This window comes from Sphingomonas sp. PR090111-T3T-6A (genome assembly GCF_000383095.1).
Taxonomy (GTDB): domain Bacteria; phylum Pseudomonadota; class Alphaproteobacteria; order Sphingomonadales; family Sphingomonadaceae; genus Solisphingomonas.
In genome coordinates this window covers 196,471-213,477 of sequence record NZ_AORL01000021.1, presented here as the reverse complement: position 1 = coordinate 213,477, position 17,007 = coordinate 196,471, and the positions used below count along the sequence as shown (strand labels likewise).

Genomic DNA, 17,007 nt, shown 5'->3' with positions numbered 1-17,007 from the left:
ATGGCACATGACGCTTTCATGCAGTTGCTCCCTTTCATCCTGCTGGGCGGGCTGATCGTGGCCTTCGCCGGAATTGCCGGATGGGTGTTCACGACATGGCTGCGGATCAGCAACGGCTATCCGCTGGAGAGTAGCTGGGGAAAGGCGATCCATCCCCTTCGCAACACCGAGACGGACGAGCGCGTGAAGCTGCTGACGCAGGAAAACGCCCAGCTCCGCGCCGAGATCGGATCGCTCAAGGATCGGCTCGCCAATGTCGAGCGGATCGTCACCGACGGCGCCTATCGTCTTGATCGCGAGATCGACACGCTGCGCGGCCCGGCCAACTGACGGATCAAAGGACGCGAACGATGTTCTTCAGCCCCTTCATCATCCCCGTCACCGCGATCCTCGTTTTCGGTGTCGGCGGCATCCTCAAGATGTGGATCAGGTTCAAGGAGCGGCAGCTCGAACTGATGTCCACCCAGACCGCTGAGAAGGCCGCGCAATACGCCGCCAAGACCGAGAGGCTGGAGCAGCGGATGGCCGTTCTGGAGCGCATCATCACCGATCGCTCCACCAACCTTGCCGAAGAGATCGAGCGGCTGCGCGATCAGCCCCTCAACTAGACAATCCTGCACTGAAGACAGGGAGAGTAAGAGATGAACCCGTTCGAGATGGTTGTGGCGATCGTCGCCATCGGAGCGATCGCCAGCGTGCTCAGGGCCAAATATGGCGTGGTGCGCCGCTGGAAGGGCGAGGAGATGGTCGCCCGTCCTGGCCCCGATCCCGAGGCTCAGGCGCTCCGCGAGGAAATCCGCCAGCTCAAGGCGCGCGTCGCCACGCTGGAGCGGATCGCCACCGACAGTTCGAGTTCGCTCGATCGCGAGATCGAGTCCCTGCGCGACCGCCCGTAAGCGGCCCGCGCACATCCAAGGACAGTAGCGATGACCGAGACTTTCTCCATCATCACGCTTTCGATCGCGGGCCTGGGCGGCCTGGCCATGCTCACCGCGGCGGCGCTCAGCGGCTGGCGCGGCTGGCTGGACCTCCAGCGCCTCGCCCTCACCAACGACCGCGAGCTGACCACGCCGCCGCCTGCCGGCGCCCGCATCGAGCTGGCCGACCTCAAGGAGCGCATCCGCAAGCTCGAGGCCATTGCCGCCGGGATCGATCTCTGATCCCGGCACCTTTTCCCTCTTGCTCTTTTTCGAGGCGCCCGGGCCTGCTAACCGCCTCCCATGACCGCGACGCTCGATGATGTCCGCGAGGAATATGAGTTCCTCGATGCCGACGACCGCTACCGCCTCCTGATCGACCTGGGCCGCGCGCTGGAACCCATGCCCGACGCGCTCAAGACCGACGCCACGCTGGTGCGGGGCTGCTCGGCCGCGGTGTGGGTCTATCCCACCCAGCCCGAAGGCGGACGGTTGCACTTCCTCGCCGACTCGAATGCGGCGATCACCAAGGGGATCATCGCGCTGGTGCTGCTGACCGTGCAGGACAAGCCGGCCGAGGAGATCGCGGAGATGGACATCGCGGCGGCGCTGGCCCCCTTCGACCTCAAGAATCAGCTGAGTTCGAACCGGACCCAGGGCATCCCCAACATGATCGCGTTGATCCACCAGACCGCCGCGCGCTATGCCAAGGCATGATGATCGTGCGTAAGCGCCTCCTCCTGGCCCTGGGAGCGGCCCTGCTGCTGGCGGGCAGCGCATCGGCCGCGGCCGTCGTGAAGGCCAAGGCCTATCCGACCGGCGTCTTCACCGCCGCCGGCCACCCCATTGCGGCGAAGGACGTGCTCGACGCGCGCGCCATCCCGGACATGGCGGGCAAGCCTTCGCTGATGATCACGCTGACCCCGGCCGCCGCCGCCGCGATCCATGTCGCACAGGGCGCGCGGGTGCCCTGCACGCTCGACGGCAAGCCGCTGGGCGAAAGCCCGTCCGACTCGCTGGGCAGCGAGCATGTGCTCCAGCTTTCGGGCGACTTCGGGGACTATACGGCGACGGCGGCGCTCGCCCGCCGCATCTCGGGGCATGACCCCGTGCCCGACAGCGAGAGCGACGAGTAAATCAGCCCCGGATCGATAAACGGGGAAATCTCCAGCCTCGCTCCGGCTTGTCGCCTTTCTCGGGGATCGCCAGCCCCAGCCGCTCGCCGACTTCCTCGATCGGCGTTCCTTCGCGGATCAGCAGCCACTCGTCAGGCTTCGCACCATCGAGCACCACCACGGCCCGGCCGGGACAGATGCCGAGGCAGCGCGTCTCGACCACGCCATAGGGAGCCTTGCGTATCTTGCCCTTGCCAGCCGCCTTGCGGAGCAGCTTGGCAAGCGACGTCCTGCCCTTCTTGCCGAAACCACCGTCGAGCTTCTTCGAGCATTTGCCGCACACGAGGATCGCGGACGACCACGCGCTCCACACGCTGTCGCGCGGAGGCTTGCTCATGCCTTCTGCCGGCGCTCTTCGGCGACGCGCAGCACGTCCCACGCCGCCTGCGCCTTGCGGAAGCGTTCGGCGGCGGCCGCGTCGCCGGGGTTCACGTCCGGATGGTTGGCCTTGGCGAGGCGGCGCCACGCGGCCTTGATATCCTCGATATCGGCGTCGGTTTCGAGTTCGAGCACTTCCAGCGCGCGCATCTCGTCGCGGCTGCGGCGGCCGTCTCCAGCCCCGCCCCAGCTATGATGCGCGGACTGGGTGTAGCCGTTCGCCGTCCGCCGCTCGTTGCGCTCGCGCTCGGCCGCCTCCTCGGCGGAGAGGCCCTGGAAATAATCCCAGTTGCGGTTGTACTCGGCCGCGTGGTTCTCGCAGAACCACCAGCGCTCCGGGCTGTTGGGGGACTTCGGCGCGGGGCGGTCGCCCGGCTGGTCGCACCCCTCGCGGTCGCACATGCGCACCTGCGTGGCGCCGCGCTCGCTGCCATAGCCGCGCCAGCGTGGAAAGCCCCAGTCGTTCGATCGGATCTGCCGTCGTGCCATGCCATCCATGTAAGGGCAGAGCGCGGTTTTCGCGACCGCGAAGACGGAAATTTTACGCGCGCGGCCGCCGCAGGGCGAAGCCTTCGACCAGCCCTATCAGCACGAGCGCCGCAACCGGCGCGAGCAGCACCGCCCCACCGAACCGGACCCGCCCGATCCCGCCAAGCACCACGCCGCCGACCAGCGCGAGCCACAGCATGATATCGAGCAGAACCGCCCGCCCCCTGCCCGGCGTGCCGAGCGCCGTGAGTCCCGTGCCGATCCGCACCAGCGTGCCGGTCATATAGGTAAGGCCGACGCGGACGCCGCCTTCGCCCAGCAGGAAGGCGTTGGAGAGGCCCATCGCCGGCGGCAGCATCACGGCGCCCATCAGCGGCTTCGGCCCGTCCAGCAGCGTGGCCGCTACCGCCAGTATCAGCGCCTCGACCAGCAGGATCGCGGCCGCCCCCGCCCGGCCCGCATGATCGACGATCAGCGCGCCCGCTGCCGCGCCGCCGACGAACAGCGCAATGAGGCCGAAGGTGAACAGCGCCGGCCGCCACTCGTGCGTGGCGATATGAAGGCCGAGCCGCGTGGAATTGCCGCTCATGAAGGACACGAAATAGCCGCCCAGCTCAGTGAACCCGACCGCGTCGACACAACCCGCAATGATAGCGAGGAAGACGGCGGCGATTAGTCGTTCCAGCGGCAAGGTCTGCATCGTGGCCCTTGCTACGGCCTCGCAAACGAAATCGCCAGAGGGTCTGTAAGCCGGGTTCTGTCCACCGATCGAGATCGGATGGGCGACCATTCCTCTAGGGCCGGGATCGCTCCCGGCCTCCAGCAACCAACCCGGATCGCGAGGCGGAAGCGGCCCCATGTGCGATCCCTATTCGGTCTTGCTCCCGGTGGGGTTTGCCGTGCCGTTCCCATTGCTGGGACCGCGGTGCGCTCTTACCGCACCCTTTCGCCCTTACCGCGCCGAAGCGTGGCGGTATCCTTTCTGTGGCACTTTCCCTGGGGTCACCCCCGCCGGGCGTTACCCGGCACCGTGCTTTCCGTGGAGCCCGGACTTTCCTCGCCCCCGCTAACGCGAGGCCGCGGCCGCCCGACCCTCTGGCGGCGCGCTCGATAGCCCGTCGCGCGCCGTCACGAAAGCGAAATCAATGATGCTCGTTGCGAAGGGCTGCCGCCTTGTCCCCGCCGGTCAGCAGCGAGAGCAGGATGGCGCGGCATTCGCCGTCGATCACGCCGTCGAGATTCTCGGGGCGGAAGCGGCGCTGGAAGGCGCGCACCGCCGCCTCCGGCTCGACGATGTCGTAGCCGAAACGCTCCAGCGCCAGCAGGAAGCCGCTGTCGCTCCAGTGCGGATCGGTGAGGAAGGCACGCGGCCTCGGCAGGGCCAGGCGGAGCTTCGCCAGCCGCTCCCAGTCGAACAACTCGCCCGGATCCTCCTTGCGGGCTGGCGCGATGTCGGAATGGCCGACGATATTGCCCCGCGTGATCCGATACCGCGGCACGATGCCCATCATCAGTGTGACGAGCGCCGCCATCTGCTCCTCCGGGAAGGGCCGATAGCCGAACTCGTGCCCCGGATTGACCAGCTCGATGCCGATGCTCGCCGAGTTGACGTTGGAGATGCCGCGCCAATAGCTCTTGCCCGCGTGCCAGGCGCGCTTGCTCTCCTCGACGAGGCGGACGACCTGTCCGTCCTCGGAGATCATGTAATGGGCGGAAACCTTGGCTTCGGGGTCGGTCAGCCGGCGGAAGGCCGAGGCCGCGTCCCGCATTCCCGTATAATGCAGCACCACCATCGAGATGGGCAGCGTCCGCTCGTCATAATTGGGCGAAGGGCAATCGATGATACCGGCCATGGCGGGAGACCTCGCGCGCCCTCTGTCCGCCGTCAAGGCTTCACCGCGCCGCACACTCCATCGACGTCCGCGACGGCGCGTGGATGCGCTTCCGATAGAGGCCCCGGCATTCGTAATCCGAGACGAAATGGTCGGTATGGCCCATCACCGTCTCGCCCGCGCCCAGCATCAGGACGCCGTCCTCCGGCATCGCGCTGGCGATCCGGCCGAACACCAGCCCGCGCACGTCCGACGAAAAATAGAGCAGCACGTTGCGGCACAGGACGACGTCAAACAGGCCCGGCGGCGGAGGCGCCAGGAGGTTATGGTTTCGAAAGCAGACCATCCCGCGCAGCGCGTCGGAAACCTGCCATTCGCGCTCGATCTGGTCGAAACGGCGGAGCATCTGGACGACGGGCAATCCGCGCTGGATCTCGAACTGGGAATAGCGCCCCTGCCGCGCCCGGGCGATGGCCTTCGCCGAGAGATCGGTGCCGACGATGTCGATCGACCAGCCCTGCCAGCGCTCCGGCTGATCCGCGATCAGCATCGCGATCGTATAGACCTCCTGCCCCGTCGAGCAGCCCGCCGACCAGATGCGCAGCCGCCGGGTCGCCGCGCGCGCCGCGCGGATACGCTCCAGCCCCTGCTCGTCGAGCAGGCGGAAGGAGGCGATGTCACGGAAGAAAAAGGTTTCGTGGTTGAGGAGCGCATCGATCGCCCGATCGGACAGGCGCGGGTCCTCGCCCGAGACGATCCGGCTGACGAGCGCATCCATCGAGGCCGCCTGCAATTCCCCCATCAGCGGGTGCAGTGCCGCCTCGATCCGCCAGCGTCGTCCGTGGGCGAGCTGCTGCCCCGTGCGCGCCTCCAGCAAGGCGGCCAGAATGCGAACCGAACCGTCGCTTATTTCCACGGAGGCCGACGCAGGCTGCGTCCCCCCATGCGCTCGACGATGCGCGTCGCGATGCCGGTCGGCGAGGCGACTGTCGAGGCCAGTCCGGCGCTCGCCACGCTGCCGGGCATGCCCCAGATGACCGAACTGACCTGGTCCTGCGCGGCGATCTCGCCCCCGCTCTCGACGATCCGCCGGGCGCCGATCGAACCGTCCCGCCCCATGCCGCTCAGGATCACGGCGAAGGCGCGTTCCTGGAAATGCTCGGCCACGGCATCCAGCATCGGATCGACCGAAGGCAAACAGCCCGACGGCGCCGGGTCATGATTGAGCAGCACACGCGGCAGGCCCCCGATCGAGCGGAGCGTGAGATGCGCATCGCCCGGTGCGACGAGGATCTGCCCGGGAAGCAGGTTGATGCCATCCCGTGCGACGGCAGCCGGACGACCCGCGATCTCCGTCATCTGCGCGGCGAAATAGGGCATGAAGGATGCCGGCAGATGCTGGGTGATGAGGATCGGCGCATCGCATTCCGGCGGCAGTGCCGCGAACAGCTCGGAGAGCGCATGAAGCCCGCCCGTCGAGGCGCCGATGGCGAGACAGTCGATCCGTCCCGCAACCGGCGGCCGCAACGCGATCGGCACGGGCAGCGGAGCGGCGCGTGCCGGCTCCGGATGATCGTCGCGCTCTGCAAGATGTGTATCCCCGCCGATCCGGCGCAGCTTGTCGATCAGCCCTTCGCGGAAATTGCCGCCGAACGATCCCGCCGATGGCTTCTCCAGCGTATCGGCGGCACCCAGCGTCAGCGCGCGGACGCAGGCATCCGCCCCCGTCCCCGCCGACGCCGAGACGATCAGCACCCGTGCGCCGTCGCCCCGCCGGATGATCTCCGGCAATGCGGTGAAACCATCCATGCCCGGCATGGCGAGATCGAGCAGCACGACGTCCACGGTGGTGGCGTCGAGCTGCGACAGCGCCTGATCGGCCGTGCTCGCCGTCGCGACGATCTGAAATTCGGGATGGGGCGCGAGGATGGTCTGGAAAACGGAGCGGGCGACGATGGAATCGTCGACGATCATCAGCCGGATCGGCCGCGCGCTAGCCTTTCGTCCATAAGGTTGTCGCACCGCCATGCCACGGAGATCAGGCAACGCCGACGAGCTGGAACTTGCTCTCGAGCGTCTCGCGATCGAACGGCTTCATCACATATTCGTCCGCGCCCGCATCGATCGCGGCGCGGATATGGGCAATGCCGTTCTCGGTCGTGCAGAAGATCACCTTGGGGCGCCGGTCGAACGTCTCCTGGCCGAGCGCGCGCAGGAACTCGATCCCGCTCATCACCGGCATGTTCCAGTCGAGCAGCACCACGTCGGGCGAATCGGTGCGGCAGCGATCGAGCGCCTCCTGCCCGTCCCCAGCCTCGGTGACGGTGAACTCCAGGGTCTCGAGGATATGCCGGGCGACCTTCCGGATCACTTTCGAGTCGTCCACAACGAGACAGGTCTTCATCATTACTTCCTCGGACTACACCGTGTGTTTCGACCAATTTAAGTCAGTCAGGTAATTGGCTCGTTAACGCCGTCAGGCTGCCAGCGCCGACGATCCCGCCACGATCCGCGCCGGATCGAGCAGCAGCAACGCATGGTCCTGATGCTCGACGAGGCCGAGCGCCGCATGTGCCCAGCCGCGCGACAGGCCGGCATGGACCGGCTCGGGATCGGTGACGATGGCGGCGACATCCACCACCTCGTCGACCAGCAGGCCGTAGAGATGGTTGTCGATCGTCACCACGATCGCCTGGAGCACGCCCTCGCGCGGCGAGCGGCCGATCTCCAGCGCGGCATAGCTGTCGATGATCGTCAGCACCCGGCTACGCAGCGCCGCGAGGCCCGCGATGTGCGGGGCGGCCAGCGGAACCGGCGTGATCGCCTCGACCTCGACCACCGATTCCACGGTGTCGGCCGAGATGGCCACCTGCTGGTCCGCGATGCGGGCGATGAGCTTCAGCGCTTCCATGTCGTCAACTCCGCCCCTGCGCCGCCGCGAGCGCGGCGATGAGGCCATGGCGGTCATAGCGATAGATGCTACCGGGCGATGACAAGGCCTCGTCCGCCGTCGCGCGGAGGCGCACCACGCAGGCGCCCGGCGCCGGAGGGTGATCGGGCGGACGTTCGGCCGACAGGATCGTCACCGCCGGCTCCGCCTCCCCCGCCTCGCCGTCATAGGCGACGCGATAGCCCGCCTGCTCGACGATCGGCCGCAGCACGTCGCGCATCCAGGGGTCGGACTTGTCGAGCAGGCAGAGCGGTCGCTCACCCGGCCCGGTCAGCACGCCCGCCTGCCCGAACAGCCAGAAGCAATCGATCAGCTCGACCTGGATGCCGTCGACCAGCATCACGCCCGCGACAGGCCCCGGCTCGGCCGCCGGCACCATCTCGGGTGACAGGTCGTGGATGTCGATCACCTCGTTGATCGCATAGGCGATCTCGTTCTCGCCATCGCCCAGCAGCAGCACGCGGATGCGGCCATGCTCGTCGGGCACCACCTCCTCGCAGCCGAACATCGGCAGGATGCGGCCGTCGTGCGAAAGGCGAAGCCGCCCGCCCGCCCGCGCCGCGGAACCCGCCGCGACATCCTCGATCCGCTCGACCAGGCTGAGCCGGATCGCGCGCACCGCGCCGTCGACCGCGCGGAACAGCAGCGTCGGCACTGTCTCGGCGACATCCTCGGCATCGTCGTTGGAGCGCGCGGGCAGCGCCGCGTCGGGTGCGCGGACACCCGCCACATGGGCTACGCCCGCCGGATTGATGAGGAGCATCGGCCGGCCATTGTCGGGCAGCGTCGTGCCCGCATACACGCCCGTCGCCATGATCGCAGGCGCGGCGGGCTTCACGACCAGTTCCTCATGATCCTGCACGCTGTCGACCGCCAGCGCATAGCGCTCGCCGCTCGACGCGCGGACCACGACGAGGATGGCACGGAACCTCTCGGAAGGATCGAGCCCCAGCAGCTTGCCGAGATCGACCACCGGCACGCGCTCGCCCCGGATGCGGGCGACCGGCGCGCTGCCGACCGTCTCCACCTCCACCGAGCCGCCGCGCGAGCGCACGATCTCGTCGATCGCAGCGCGGGGAATAGCGAACAGCTCGGTGCCGACCGAGAAGGTCAGCGCCGGGATGATGGTCAGGGTCATCGGCACGCGCAGCGTCAGGCGGCAGCCCCGGCCGACCTGCGTATCCACCTCGACCGTGCCGCCGATCCGCTCGACATTGGCCCGGACGACATCCATGCCGACGCCGCGCCCGGAAATGGCCGTCACCTCGCGCGCGGTGGAGAGCCCGGCGGCGAACACCAGCTCCAGCCGCTCGTTGCGGGTCATGGCGGCGGCGCGCTCGCGGGTGATGATGCCGGCGGCGATGGCTTTCGCGACCAGCTTCTCGTCGTCGATGCCCCGACCGTCGTCGGCCACCTCGATCAGGATCTGGTTGCCCGACTGGCGCGCGTCGACGCGCAGCGTGCCGGACGCGGGCTTGCCGGCGGACTGGCGCGCGGCGGGCTCCTCGATGCCATGGTCGATCGCGTTGCGGACGATGTGCGTCAGCGGATCGCGGATCATCTCGATCATCTCGCGATCCAGCTCGACGTCGCCGCCGTCGATCACAAGATGGACCTGCTTGGAAAGCTCGGCCGACAGATCGCGCACCATGCGCGGCAGCGCGGAGAACAGGCCGTCGATGCGCTGCATCCGGGTGCGCGTGATCGACTCGCGCATCTCGGCGACGCAGGTGGAGAGGCGCTCGAAAGCGGCGTCCACCATCGCATCGCCGCCCTGCTCGCGCAGGCGGCGGGAGAGTTCGTTGCGGGCCAGCACCATGTCGGAAACGCCCGCCATCATCCGGTCGAGCAGTTCGACCGGCAGGCGGATGCTGCGCGCAGGCGCACGAGGGGTCCGCGCCGGATGCAGCACGGCGGGGGCGGACGGCGCCGCCTCCTCGACCATGTCGACATGGTCGAGCGCGAGGATGAGGCCCTCGTCGCCATCTTCGGGATAGGCTTCGCCGGCGGCCAGCGCCTCGACCAACTCGCCGATGCGGTCGATGATCGCAAGCACGGCGCTCACCAGCGCGCGATCCGGCGTCCGCGATCCGTCGCGGACCTCGGCCAGCGCGTTCTCCGCCGCATGGCTCAGCCGCTCCAGCCGGGGAAGATCGAGAAAGCCGCAGCTCCCCTTCACCGTGTGGACGAAGCGGAAGATCGCATCGAGCCGCGCGCGATCGGCAGGCGCCGCTTCCCACGCGACGATCTCGCCGGCCAGCGGCTCCAGCGTCTCGCGTGTTTCCGCGATGAATTCGGCCAGCAGTTCGTCCATCGGCTCCGGTCCAAGACTGTACCGTGCCGCTATCGAACGCTTCTGGTAAAAAAGCCGTTAGCCGCCCGCAGGAAGCGCCGCGCCCAACATCAGCACGCCATCCTCGGGCTCGGAGATCATGATCGAGCCGCCACGCTCGTTCGCGACATGCCACACCAGCCACGCCGCCGACGCACGCGGGGTCAGCGCCTCCTGCGAGGTGCCGCCGGTGAGCGCGGTGCGAAGCTCCGGATCGAGCACGATGCGCGGGCCTTCGGCGCGGATCACGATCTCGGTCGAGCCGCTGCCATTCTCCACGCCGATATCGAGTCGGCCGCCGCGCACCAGCGCATCGCCCGCGATCAGCGCGAGGTTGAGCAGGATCTTGATCGCGCCCTTGCCCAGCGTCGCGTCGCCGACCATCCAACCCACCTGGATACGACGGTCGCCGCCGAACAGGCCCTCGATCGCGGCGCGCACCTCGCGCGTGTCGACCGAGTCGCCGAAACCGCCCGCAGCGCCGAAGGCAAGACGGAAGAATTTGAGCTTGTTGGCGGACGCCCGCGCGCTCTCCGCCAGCAGATCGAGGCAGCGCGCCCGCATCTCGGGGTCATGCTCGTCGGCGAGCAGTTCGATGCCGTTGTTCAGCGCGCCGACCGGCGAGAGCAGGTCGTGACACAAGCGGGAACAGAGCAGGCTCGCAAATTCGATGCCGTCCGCCGCCATGTCCTGTATCCTTCCTTCCACGCCGATCCACGAAGGCGGCCCTTGTGACGACTGGAATCCCCAAGCGCAACCGCCATTCCCATCAATCGACGACGAGACGGACGGGTTCGAAGGCGCCCTGCACCGGCCCGCCCGGCACAGCCCGCCACACCAACGCCTCACCGCCTCCGAGGATCAACCAGAGCCGCCCGGCGTCGAAGGCCGTCGCCGCATCCTGCGCGGACGGCGCGGCCACGCCGCTCGGATGCGAGTGATAATGGCCGAGCAGCCGGGGCCCGCCCGCTCTTTCCGCCCGAATCGCGGTGAACAGGGCGGCGGGGTCCACCTCGAACCAGCGCGCGGGATCGACGGCGACATTGCGGGCAGGCTCGACCGCCTCGATCCGCTCGTCCGTGCCGAACAGAAGGCCGCAAATCTCGCGCATCGGGGCAAGGGCGGCTTCCGCCATAAGGCAATCGAACAAGGCTCTTGAAATCCGGATCGCCATCCCCACATCCGCTAGCGGATGTCTTCAGGTTTTTCCAACATCGAAGCCCTTGTTCCCCCGGCCTCCGACGGCTGGCGCCTGGATCGCGCGCTGGCGGCTGCCCTGCCGCAGCTTTCGCGCGAGCGGCTGAAGGTGCTCATCTCGGCCGGCTCGGTGATGGCGGAGGGCGGCGTCCTCATCCGCGATCCCGCCACCAAGATCAAGGGCGGCACCCATTACACGGTCTCGATCCCCGATCCGCGCCCCGCACATAACGAGGCGCAGGACATCCCGCTCTCCATCGCCTATGAGGACGAGCATCTGATCGTGGTCGACAAGCCGGCGGGGCTGGTGGTCCATCCGGCCTGCGGCAATCTCGACGGCACGCTGGTGAACGCGCTGCTCCACCATTGCGCGGGGCAGCTCTCGGGCATCGGCGGCGTCGCGCGGCCGGGCATCGTCCACCGCATCGACAAGGACACGTCCGGCCTGCTCGTGGTTGCAAAACACGACCGCGCGCATGAAGGGCTTGCAGTCCAGTTCGCGCGGCATACGATCGACCGGCGCTATAAGGCCATTGTCGGTGGGGTGCCGCTGCGGCTGGCGGGGACGGTGGACGCCCCGCTCGCCCGCTCGCCCCATGATCGCAAGAAAATGGCGATCGTCACGGCCCAACACGCCAAGCGGGCTGTAACCCACTGGCGGCTGGAGACGAAACTGAAGGACGCGGCGCTCGTCGAGTGCCGTCTGGAGACGGGGCGGACCCACCAGGTCCGCGTCCACATGGCCTTGATCGGCCATGCCCTGCTCGGCGATCCGGTTTATGGCCGGGGCCATTCGGGGCACTCCAGGCTGTTGAAGGAGTTGGGTTTTTCAAGGCAGGCGCTGCACGCGGCCCATCTGGGTTTCGTGCACCCCATCACAAGCCAGACTTTGGAACTGGAAAGCACAATTCCGCCCGATATGCACAATCTGTTCAGCCAGCTTCGTGTATAAGGGTTGCAAGTCAGGACTGATTTTCCGAGTCGGTCCTTAGGTTCTGGGAGACAGTAAACATGGCCAGCAACGGCAAAGTCCCCGCGACCATCCCCGCTCTCGGCGGTGAGCAGAGTCTCAACCGCTATCTGTCGGAGATTCGCCGCTTCCCCATCCTGAGCGCCGAGGAAGAGTATATGCTCGCCAAGCGCTTCCAGGAGCATGGCGACACCGAAGCCGCCGGCAAGCTCGTGACCTCGCATCTGCGCCTCGTGGCGAAGATCGCGATGGGTTATCGCGGCTACGGCCTGCCTACGTCCGAACTCATCTCCGAAGGCAATATCGGGTTGATGCAGGGCGTGAAGAAGTTCGAGCCCGAAAGGGGCTTCCGCCTCGCGACCTATGCGATGTGGTGGATCCGCGCCTCGATCCAGGAATATATCCTGCGGTCCTGGAGCCTCGTGAAGATGGGCACCACCGCCGCGCAGAAGAAGCTCTTCTTCAACCTGCGCCGGATGAAGAGCCGCCTCGACGCGTTCGAGGAAGGCGATCTCCACCCCGAGCATCTCGCCAAGATCGCCAAGGATCTCGGCGTGACCGAGGACGAGGTCAACTCCATGAACCGCCGCATGGCGCTGGGCGGCGACTCGTCGCTCAACGCGCCGATGCGCGAGGATGGCGAAGGCCAGTGGCAGGATTGGCTGGTCGACAACGACCCGCTTCAGGACGAGCGTCTCGCCGAAAGCGAGGAAGGCGAGGTCCGCCACGACATGCTCGTCGAGGCGATGGGCGATCTGAACGACCGCGAGAAGCACATCCTCGCCGAGCGCCGCCTCTCGGACGATCCCAAGACGCTGGAGGAACTCTCCCAGGTCTATGGCGTCAGCCGCGAGCGCGTCCGCCAGATCGAGGTGCGCGCGTTCGACAAGCTCCAGAAGGCGATGCTCCGGCTCGCCGGTGGCCGGGGCCTGCTGACCGCCGCCGCCTGAGCCGATCGGGCCTGACATCGAAAGGGGCGTCCGTCTCGCGACGGGCGTCCCTTTTTTCGTATCGCGATCCCGCTTGTCGAGCCTGCCCCGAGCCCGCTAACGCAAGCGCCATGCACGACACCACGTCCCGCTCCTCGCTCTCGCTCGGCCGGATCGTCCGGTGGGTCTTCAAGGCGATCCTGTGGTTCGTCGGCCTGTCGGTGCTGTGGGTGGCGATCTATCGCTTCGTGCCCCCGCCGGTCACCGTCACGATGTTGACCAACGCGCTGGATGGCCGAGGGATTACAAAGGATTGGATGCCGATCTCGAAGATCGATCCGAACATGGCGCGCGCCGCCATCGGGGCGGAGGATTCGGGTTTCTGCCGCCACCATGGCTTCGACTTCACCGCGATCCAGAAGGCGATGGAGCATAACGAGGACAGCAAGCGCATCCGCGGCGGCTCCACGATCAGCCAGCAGACCGCCAAGAACGTCTTCCTCTGGCAGGGCCGCTCCTATGTCCGCAAGGGGCTGGAAGCGTGGTTCACGGTGCTGATCGAGGCGATCTGGGGCAAGCGCCGGATCATGGAGATGTATCTCAACGTCGCCGAGACGGGCATCGGCACCTACGGCGTCAACGCGGGCTCCCAGCGTTACTTCCATCATGACGCGAGCCGCATGACGCCCGTGGAGGCCGCCCGCATCGCCGCCGTCCTGCCGCTGCCCAAGGTCCGCGGCGCAGTGGCGCCAGTGGGCTTCGTCCGCCGCTATGGCAACAGGATCGCGACGCGCATCGCCACGGTGCGTCAGGGAGGCTATGACGCCTGCGTCCATTGAGGCGCCTGAAAACCGTAAGCATATGAGGAGAATGATGCCATGACGTCACGTCCGCTCCTGCTTGCCGCCCTTCTTATTCCCCTGACGCCGGCCATGGCCGTTCCGCCGGGAATCACCGCCGCCATCACCGATCCCGGCCGCCCCGCCGCCGACAAGGATCGCGACACGGATCGCAAGCCGGCCCAGATGCTGGTCTTCGCACAGATCAAGCCCGGCCAGTCCGTGATCGATTATCTTCCGGGCAAGGGATATTTTACGCGGCTGTTCAGCGCGGCCGTCGGCCCGAAGGGCAGCGTCTATGCCGCCCAGCCCGAGGTCTATCTCGAAAAGCTCTCTGAGGCGGGCAAGCCCAAGCCACCCTCGATCGTCGGTGAGGCCGGCCGGGGCAATGTCCATGACGCGATCGCGAACAACGGCTCGCTGGGCGCGCCTGAACAGGTCGACCTCGTCTGGACCTCGCAAAATTATCACGACGTCCACATCTGGGGCGGCGCGAAGGCCACCGCCGCGCTCAACAAGGCCGCGTTCGAGGCGCTGAAGCCCGGCGGCGTCTATGTGATCGAGGACCATGCCGGCCCGGCGGGGCTCGACGATGCCGGCATGTCGAAGCTCCATCGCATCGACGAAGCGCTGGTGAAGAAGGAAGTGCTGGCGGCCGGCTTCAAGCTCGACGGAGAGTCGCCCGTGCTGCACAATCCGGCCGACCCGCACACGGCCAATGTCTTCGATCCCTCGATCCGGGGGAAGACGGACCAGTTCGTCCTGCGCTTCCGCAAACCACGCTGAGAATCGAAAGGGGCGGCCCCGCGATCAGCGAAGCCGCCCTTTCACAAGAGCTTAGAAGGGGAGCTTGAAGCCCGGCGGCAGCGGCAGGCCGGCGGTCATCTTGCTCATCTCCTGCTGGCTGATGGCATCCGCCTTGGTGCGCGCATCGTTGAAGGCGGCGGCGATCAGGTCTTCGAGCATCTGCTTCTCGGAGGGGGCGAGCAGGCTCTCGTCGATGTCGATGCCGACGATGCGGCCCTTGGCGGTCGCCTTCACCTTCACCAGACCGCCGCCGGCCACACCGTCCACCTCGACATGGTCGAGCGTGTCCTGCGCCTTGCTGAGCTGGTCCTGCACATTCTGTGCGGCCTTCATCAATTCTTCGAGGTTCATGCTACACTCCGTTGATCTTCAATGAGTTCTGCGCCCGGGAAGGCCGCCGTCACGGCCGCCACCAGCGGGCTTTCGAGAATGGCGCGACGAGCCGCCTCGGCCGCCGCAAGCTCCTGCTCGCGCAACGTCGGCGCGGCCGCCTGCTCACGCAGAGATACCTGCCAGCCGATCGGGAACACCTCGTCGAGCGCCTTGGCGATGTTGCCGTCGATCGGGCGGCGCGGATGGATGGCCAGTTCCGGCGGCGCATAAGACACGAGGCTCGCATAATCATGGAGCTGCTGCGACAGATGCGCATGGCGGGACGAAATCGCCTCGACCAGATCGGCGAAGCTCTCCGGCGCGACCGGCTTCGGCGGGGCGACAGGCGCCGCCGCCACAGGCTCCATCGATGCAGCAGGCGCGGTGGCTGGGCCGGAGATGGATGGCGCGGCATCCACCACCGGCATCGGCTCGCCCGACTGGAGGCGGCGTAGCAGCTCGCCCGGATCGGGGAGCTGGCTCGCATGGACGACGCGGAGCAGCGCCATCTCCGCGGCTTCCATGGGCATGGCGGTCGTCTCGACCTCGCTCAGCCCCTTGAGCAGGAGCTGCCACAGCCGGTGCAGCGTCGCATGGCCGAGACGGCTGGCCCACTCAGCCATTGCCTCGCGCTCCTCGATCGACTGGGCCGGATCGGGGATGCCGCCCGCCTTGGCGCGCGTGATGCCGTGGACTGCCTCCAGCAGCCCCCGGAACAGCGCCGAGGGCTCGACACCCAGCGCGTGCTGATCCGCCAGCGCCGCAAGCACGGCCGGCGCGTCGCCCGCCAGCAGCAGCGCGAACAGCCGCCGCACTGCGCCGCGATCGGACAGGCCCAGCATCTCGCGCACCTGCGCGGCCGAGACCCCGGTCACATCGGTGCCGGCATGGGCGATCGCCTGATCGAGGATCGACAGGCCGTCGCGCGCCGAACCTTCCGCCGCGCGCGCGATCAGCGCCAGCGCCTCGGGCTCGGCGGAGACGCCTTCGGCATCCACGACATGCTGGAAATGCCCGGCCAGCAACGTCGACGGGATGCGTCGCAGGTCGAAGCGCTGGCAGCGCGACAGCACCGTGATCGGCACCTTGTTCACCTCGGTCGTGGCGAACAGAAACTTAACGTGTGCAGGGGGTTCTTCGAGAGTCTTCAGAAGCGCGTTGAACGCGTTCTTCGACAGCATGTGGACTTCGTCGATGATGTAGATCTTGTAGCGCGCCGAGACGGCCGCATAGCGCACGGCCTCGATGATCTCGCGCACATCGTCGACGCCGGTATGGGATGCGGCGTCCATCTCGACCACGTCGATATGACGGCCTTCCGCGATCGCCTTGCAGGGTTCGCACTCGCCGCACGGATCGATGGTCGGCCCGCCCTGCCCGTCCGGCCCGATGCAGTTCAGCGCCTTGGCGATCAGGCGGGCGGTGGAGGTCTTGCCCACGCCGCGCACGCCGGTCATCAGAAAGGCATGGGCGAGGCGCCCGCGACGGATCGCGTTGCCGAGCGTCTGCACCATGGCATCCTGCCCGATCAGCTCCGAAAAGCGCTGCGGCCGATATTTGCGCGCGAGGACGCGATAGGGGGCGGGAGATTCGCTCATGGCCGGCAGACTACCCGGTGGGGTTCGGCAAAGTCGAGGGCGCGATGGCCTCTCTTCGTTCCAGTGTCGGGAAATGCCGGACCGCGCCCGGTGCCCGCTCTTGCAGGCCTCAGATTTTCAAGAAAACGGTGGGAGCCGGAACGACCCGATACGAAATCGTTGCGGCTGCTTCCTTCCGGACCTGACCGGGTTGGCGACGGCATCGTCCGCCCGACTCCCGCG

The 17,007-nt window shown here is 67.5% G+C and carries 23 protein-coding genes and 2 other RNA genes; 10 read left to right on the top strand and 15 right to left on the bottom strand.

Translation table 11 applies throughout. The annotated features are described in order from the left end of the window. Genes ST3T6A_RS0111140 through ST3T6A_RS0111115 form a run of 6 tightly spaced genes read left to right on the top strand, consistent with a single transcriptional unit; the run spans position 1 to position 2,053 of the window. Entirely contained in the window at positions 1-330 is a 330-nt protein-coding gene (locus tag ST3T6A_RS0111140) for a hypothetical protein (protein ID WP_019833004.1), read from the top strand. Positions 331-350: 20 nt separating this feature from the next. Next, positions 351-608 (top strand): hypothetical protein, encoded by a 258-nt coding sequence (locus ST3T6A_RS0111135; protein ID WP_019833003.1) that lies wholly within the window; start codon positions 351-353, stop codon positions 606-608. Positions 609-641: 33 nt separating this feature from the next. Next, positions 642-896 (top strand): hypothetical protein, encoded by a 255-nt coding sequence (locus tag ST3T6A_RS0111130; RefSeq protein WP_019833002.1) that lies wholly within the window; start codon positions 642-644, stop codon positions 894-896. A gap of 30 nt (positions 897-926) precedes the next feature. Continuing rightward, entirely contained in the window at positions 927-1,160 is a 234-nt protein-coding gene (locus ST3T6A_RS0111125; RefSeq protein ID WP_019833001.1) for a hypothetical protein, read from the top strand. A 60-nt stretch (positions 1,161-1,220) separates the two neighbouring features. After that, entirely contained in the window at positions 1,221-1,634 is a 414-nt protein-coding gene (locus ST3T6A_RS0111120; RefSeq protein ID WP_019833000.1) for a SufE family protein, read from the top strand. Continuing rightward, positions 1,631-2,053: a hypothetical protein gene (locus ST3T6A_RS0111115; RefSeq protein ID WP_051103448.1), complete on the top strand. Its 423-nt coding sequence runs from the start codon at positions 1,631-1,633 to the stop codon at positions 2,051-2,053. Before ST3T6A_RS0111120 ends, ST3T6A_RS0111115 begins: the two co-directional genes overlap by 4 nt. Before the next feature lies 1 nt (position 2,054). Here the strand turns inward: ST3T6A_RS0111115 and ST3T6A_RS0111110 are convergent, their stop codons facing one another. From ST3T6A_RS0111110 to ST3T6A_RS19945, 12 genes are all read right to left on the bottom strand, one after another. Then, positions 2,055-2,429: a hypothetical protein gene (locus ST3T6A_RS0111110; RefSeq protein WP_019832998.1), complete on the bottom strand. Its 375-nt coding sequence runs from the start codon at positions 2,427-2,429 to the stop codon at positions 2,055-2,057. Continuing rightward, positions 2,426-2,959 (bottom strand): J domain-containing protein, encoded by a 534-nt coding sequence (locus ST3T6A_RS0111105; protein WP_019832997.1) that lies wholly within the window; start codon positions 2,957-2,959, stop codon positions 2,426-2,428. Before ST3T6A_RS0111105 ends, ST3T6A_RS0111110 begins: the two co-directional genes overlap by 4 nt. Positions 2,960-3,011: 52 nt before the next feature. After that, positions 3,012-3,659, bottom strand: coding sequence for a YoaK family protein (locus ST3T6A_RS0111100; protein WP_019832996.1), 648 nt, complete (start codon positions 3,657-3,659; stop codon positions 3,012-3,014). A gap of 30 nt (positions 3,660-3,689) precedes the next feature. Continuing rightward, positions 3,690-4,058, bottom strand: an RNA gene (gene rnpB, locus ST3T6A_RS20945) — RNase P RNA component class A. 43 nt (positions 4,059-4,101) lie between these two features. Beyond that, complete coding sequence (locus ST3T6A_RS0111095; RefSeq protein ID WP_019832995.1) at positions 4,102-4,812, bottom strand: N-acetylmuramoyl-L-alanine amidase; 711 nt, start codon at positions 4,810-4,812, stop codon at positions 4,102-4,104. Between the two features lie 40 nt (positions 4,813-4,852). Beyond that, on the bottom strand, positions 4,853-5,707 hold the full coding sequence (locus ST3T6A_RS19950) for a CheR family methyltransferase (protein ID WP_157602772.1): 855 nt from the start codon (positions 5,705-5,707) through the stop codon (positions 4,853-4,855). Next, entirely contained in the window at positions 5,698-6,765 is a 1,068-nt protein-coding gene (gene cheB, locus ST3T6A_RS0111085) for a chemotaxis-specific protein-glutamate methyltransferase CheB (RefSeq protein WP_019832993.1), read from the bottom strand. The genes ST3T6A_RS19950 and cheB overlap by 10 nt, the downstream gene beginning before the upstream one ends. 64 nt (positions 6,766-6,829) lie before the next feature. After that, the gene (locus tag ST3T6A_RS0111080; protein ID WP_026359628.1) at positions 6,830-7,195 is read right to left on the bottom strand and encodes a response regulator; all 366 of its coding nucleotides are present in this window, start codon (positions 7,193-7,195) and stop codon (positions 6,830-6,832) included. Between the two features lie 72 nt (positions 7,196-7,267). Then, positions 7,268-7,702, bottom strand: a complete 435-nt coding sequence (locus ST3T6A_RS0111075) for a chemotaxis protein CheW (protein WP_019832991.1) — start codon at positions 7,700-7,702, stop codon at positions 7,268-7,270. Between the two features lie 4 nt (positions 7,703-7,706). Continuing rightward, positions 7,707-10,055, bottom strand: coding sequence for a chemotaxis protein CheA (locus ST3T6A_RS0111070; protein WP_019832990.1), 2,349 nt, complete (start codon positions 10,053-10,055; stop codon positions 7,707-7,709). Positions 10,056-10,112: 57 nt separating this feature from the next. Continuing rightward, positions 10,113-10,760: a histidine phosphotransferase family protein gene (locus ST3T6A_RS0111065; RefSeq protein WP_019832989.1), complete on the bottom strand. Its 648-nt coding sequence runs from the start codon at positions 10,758-10,760 to the stop codon at positions 10,113-10,115. 82 nt (positions 10,761-10,842) lie between these two features. Continuing rightward, positions 10,843-11,247 (bottom strand): Mov34/MPN/PAD-1 family protein, encoded by a 405-nt coding sequence (locus ST3T6A_RS19945; protein ID WP_037538368.1) that lies wholly within the window; start codon positions 11,245-11,247, stop codon positions 10,843-10,845. Between the two features lie 18 nt (positions 11,248-11,265). Here ST3T6A_RS19945 and ST3T6A_RS0111055 point away from each other — a divergent pair, with 18 nt between their 5' ends. The 4 genes from ST3T6A_RS0111055 (at position 11,266) to ST3T6A_RS0111040 (ending at position 14,794) form a co-directional block, all read left to right on the top strand. Further along, a complete protein-coding gene (locus ST3T6A_RS0111055; protein WP_019832987.1) occupies positions 11,266-12,222 on the top strand; it encodes an RluA family pseudouridine synthase in 957 nt (318 codons plus the stop codon). 59 nt (positions 12,223-12,281) lie between these two features. Beyond that, positions 12,282-13,190, top strand: coding sequence for an RNA polymerase sigma factor RpoH (gene rpoH, locus ST3T6A_RS0111050; protein ID WP_019832986.1), 909 nt, complete (start codon positions 12,282-12,284; stop codon positions 13,188-13,190). Between the two features lie 110 nt (positions 13,191-13,300). Beyond that, the gene (gene mtgA, locus ST3T6A_RS0111045) at positions 13,301-14,008 is read left to right on the top strand and encodes a monofunctional biosynthetic peptidoglycan transglycosylase (RefSeq protein ID WP_019832985.1); all 708 of its coding nucleotides are present in this window, start codon (positions 13,301-13,303) and stop codon (positions 14,006-14,008) included. A 39-nt stretch (positions 14,009-14,047) separates the two neighbouring features. Next, positions 14,048-14,794 (top strand): class I SAM-dependent methyltransferase, encoded by a 747-nt coding sequence (locus ST3T6A_RS0111040; RefSeq protein ID WP_019832984.1) that lies wholly within the window; start codon positions 14,048-14,050, stop codon positions 14,792-14,794. Between the two features lie 51 nt (positions 14,795-14,845). Here the strand turns inward: ST3T6A_RS0111040 and ST3T6A_RS0111035 are convergent, their stop codons facing one another. The 3 genes from ST3T6A_RS0111035 to ffs form a co-directional block, all read right to left on the bottom strand. After that, positions 14,846-15,166 carry a YbaB/EbfC family nucleoid-associated protein gene (locus tag ST3T6A_RS0111035; RefSeq protein ID WP_019832983.1) on the bottom strand — a complete coding sequence of 107 codons (321 nt, stop codon included), beginning with the start codon at positions 15,164-15,166 and terminating at the stop codon, positions 14,846-14,848. Beyond that, on the bottom strand, positions 15,163-16,785 hold the full coding sequence (locus ST3T6A_RS0111030; protein ID WP_019832982.1) for a DNA polymerase III subunit gamma/tau: 1,623 nt from the start codon (positions 16,783-16,785) through the stop codon (positions 15,163-15,165). The genes ST3T6A_RS0111035 and ST3T6A_RS0111030 overlap by 4 nt, the downstream gene beginning before the upstream one ends. A 124-nt stretch (positions 16,786-16,909) precedes the next feature. Beyond that, positions 16,910-17,007: signal recognition particle sRNA small type (gene ffs, locus ST3T6A_RS21170), an RNA gene on the bottom strand.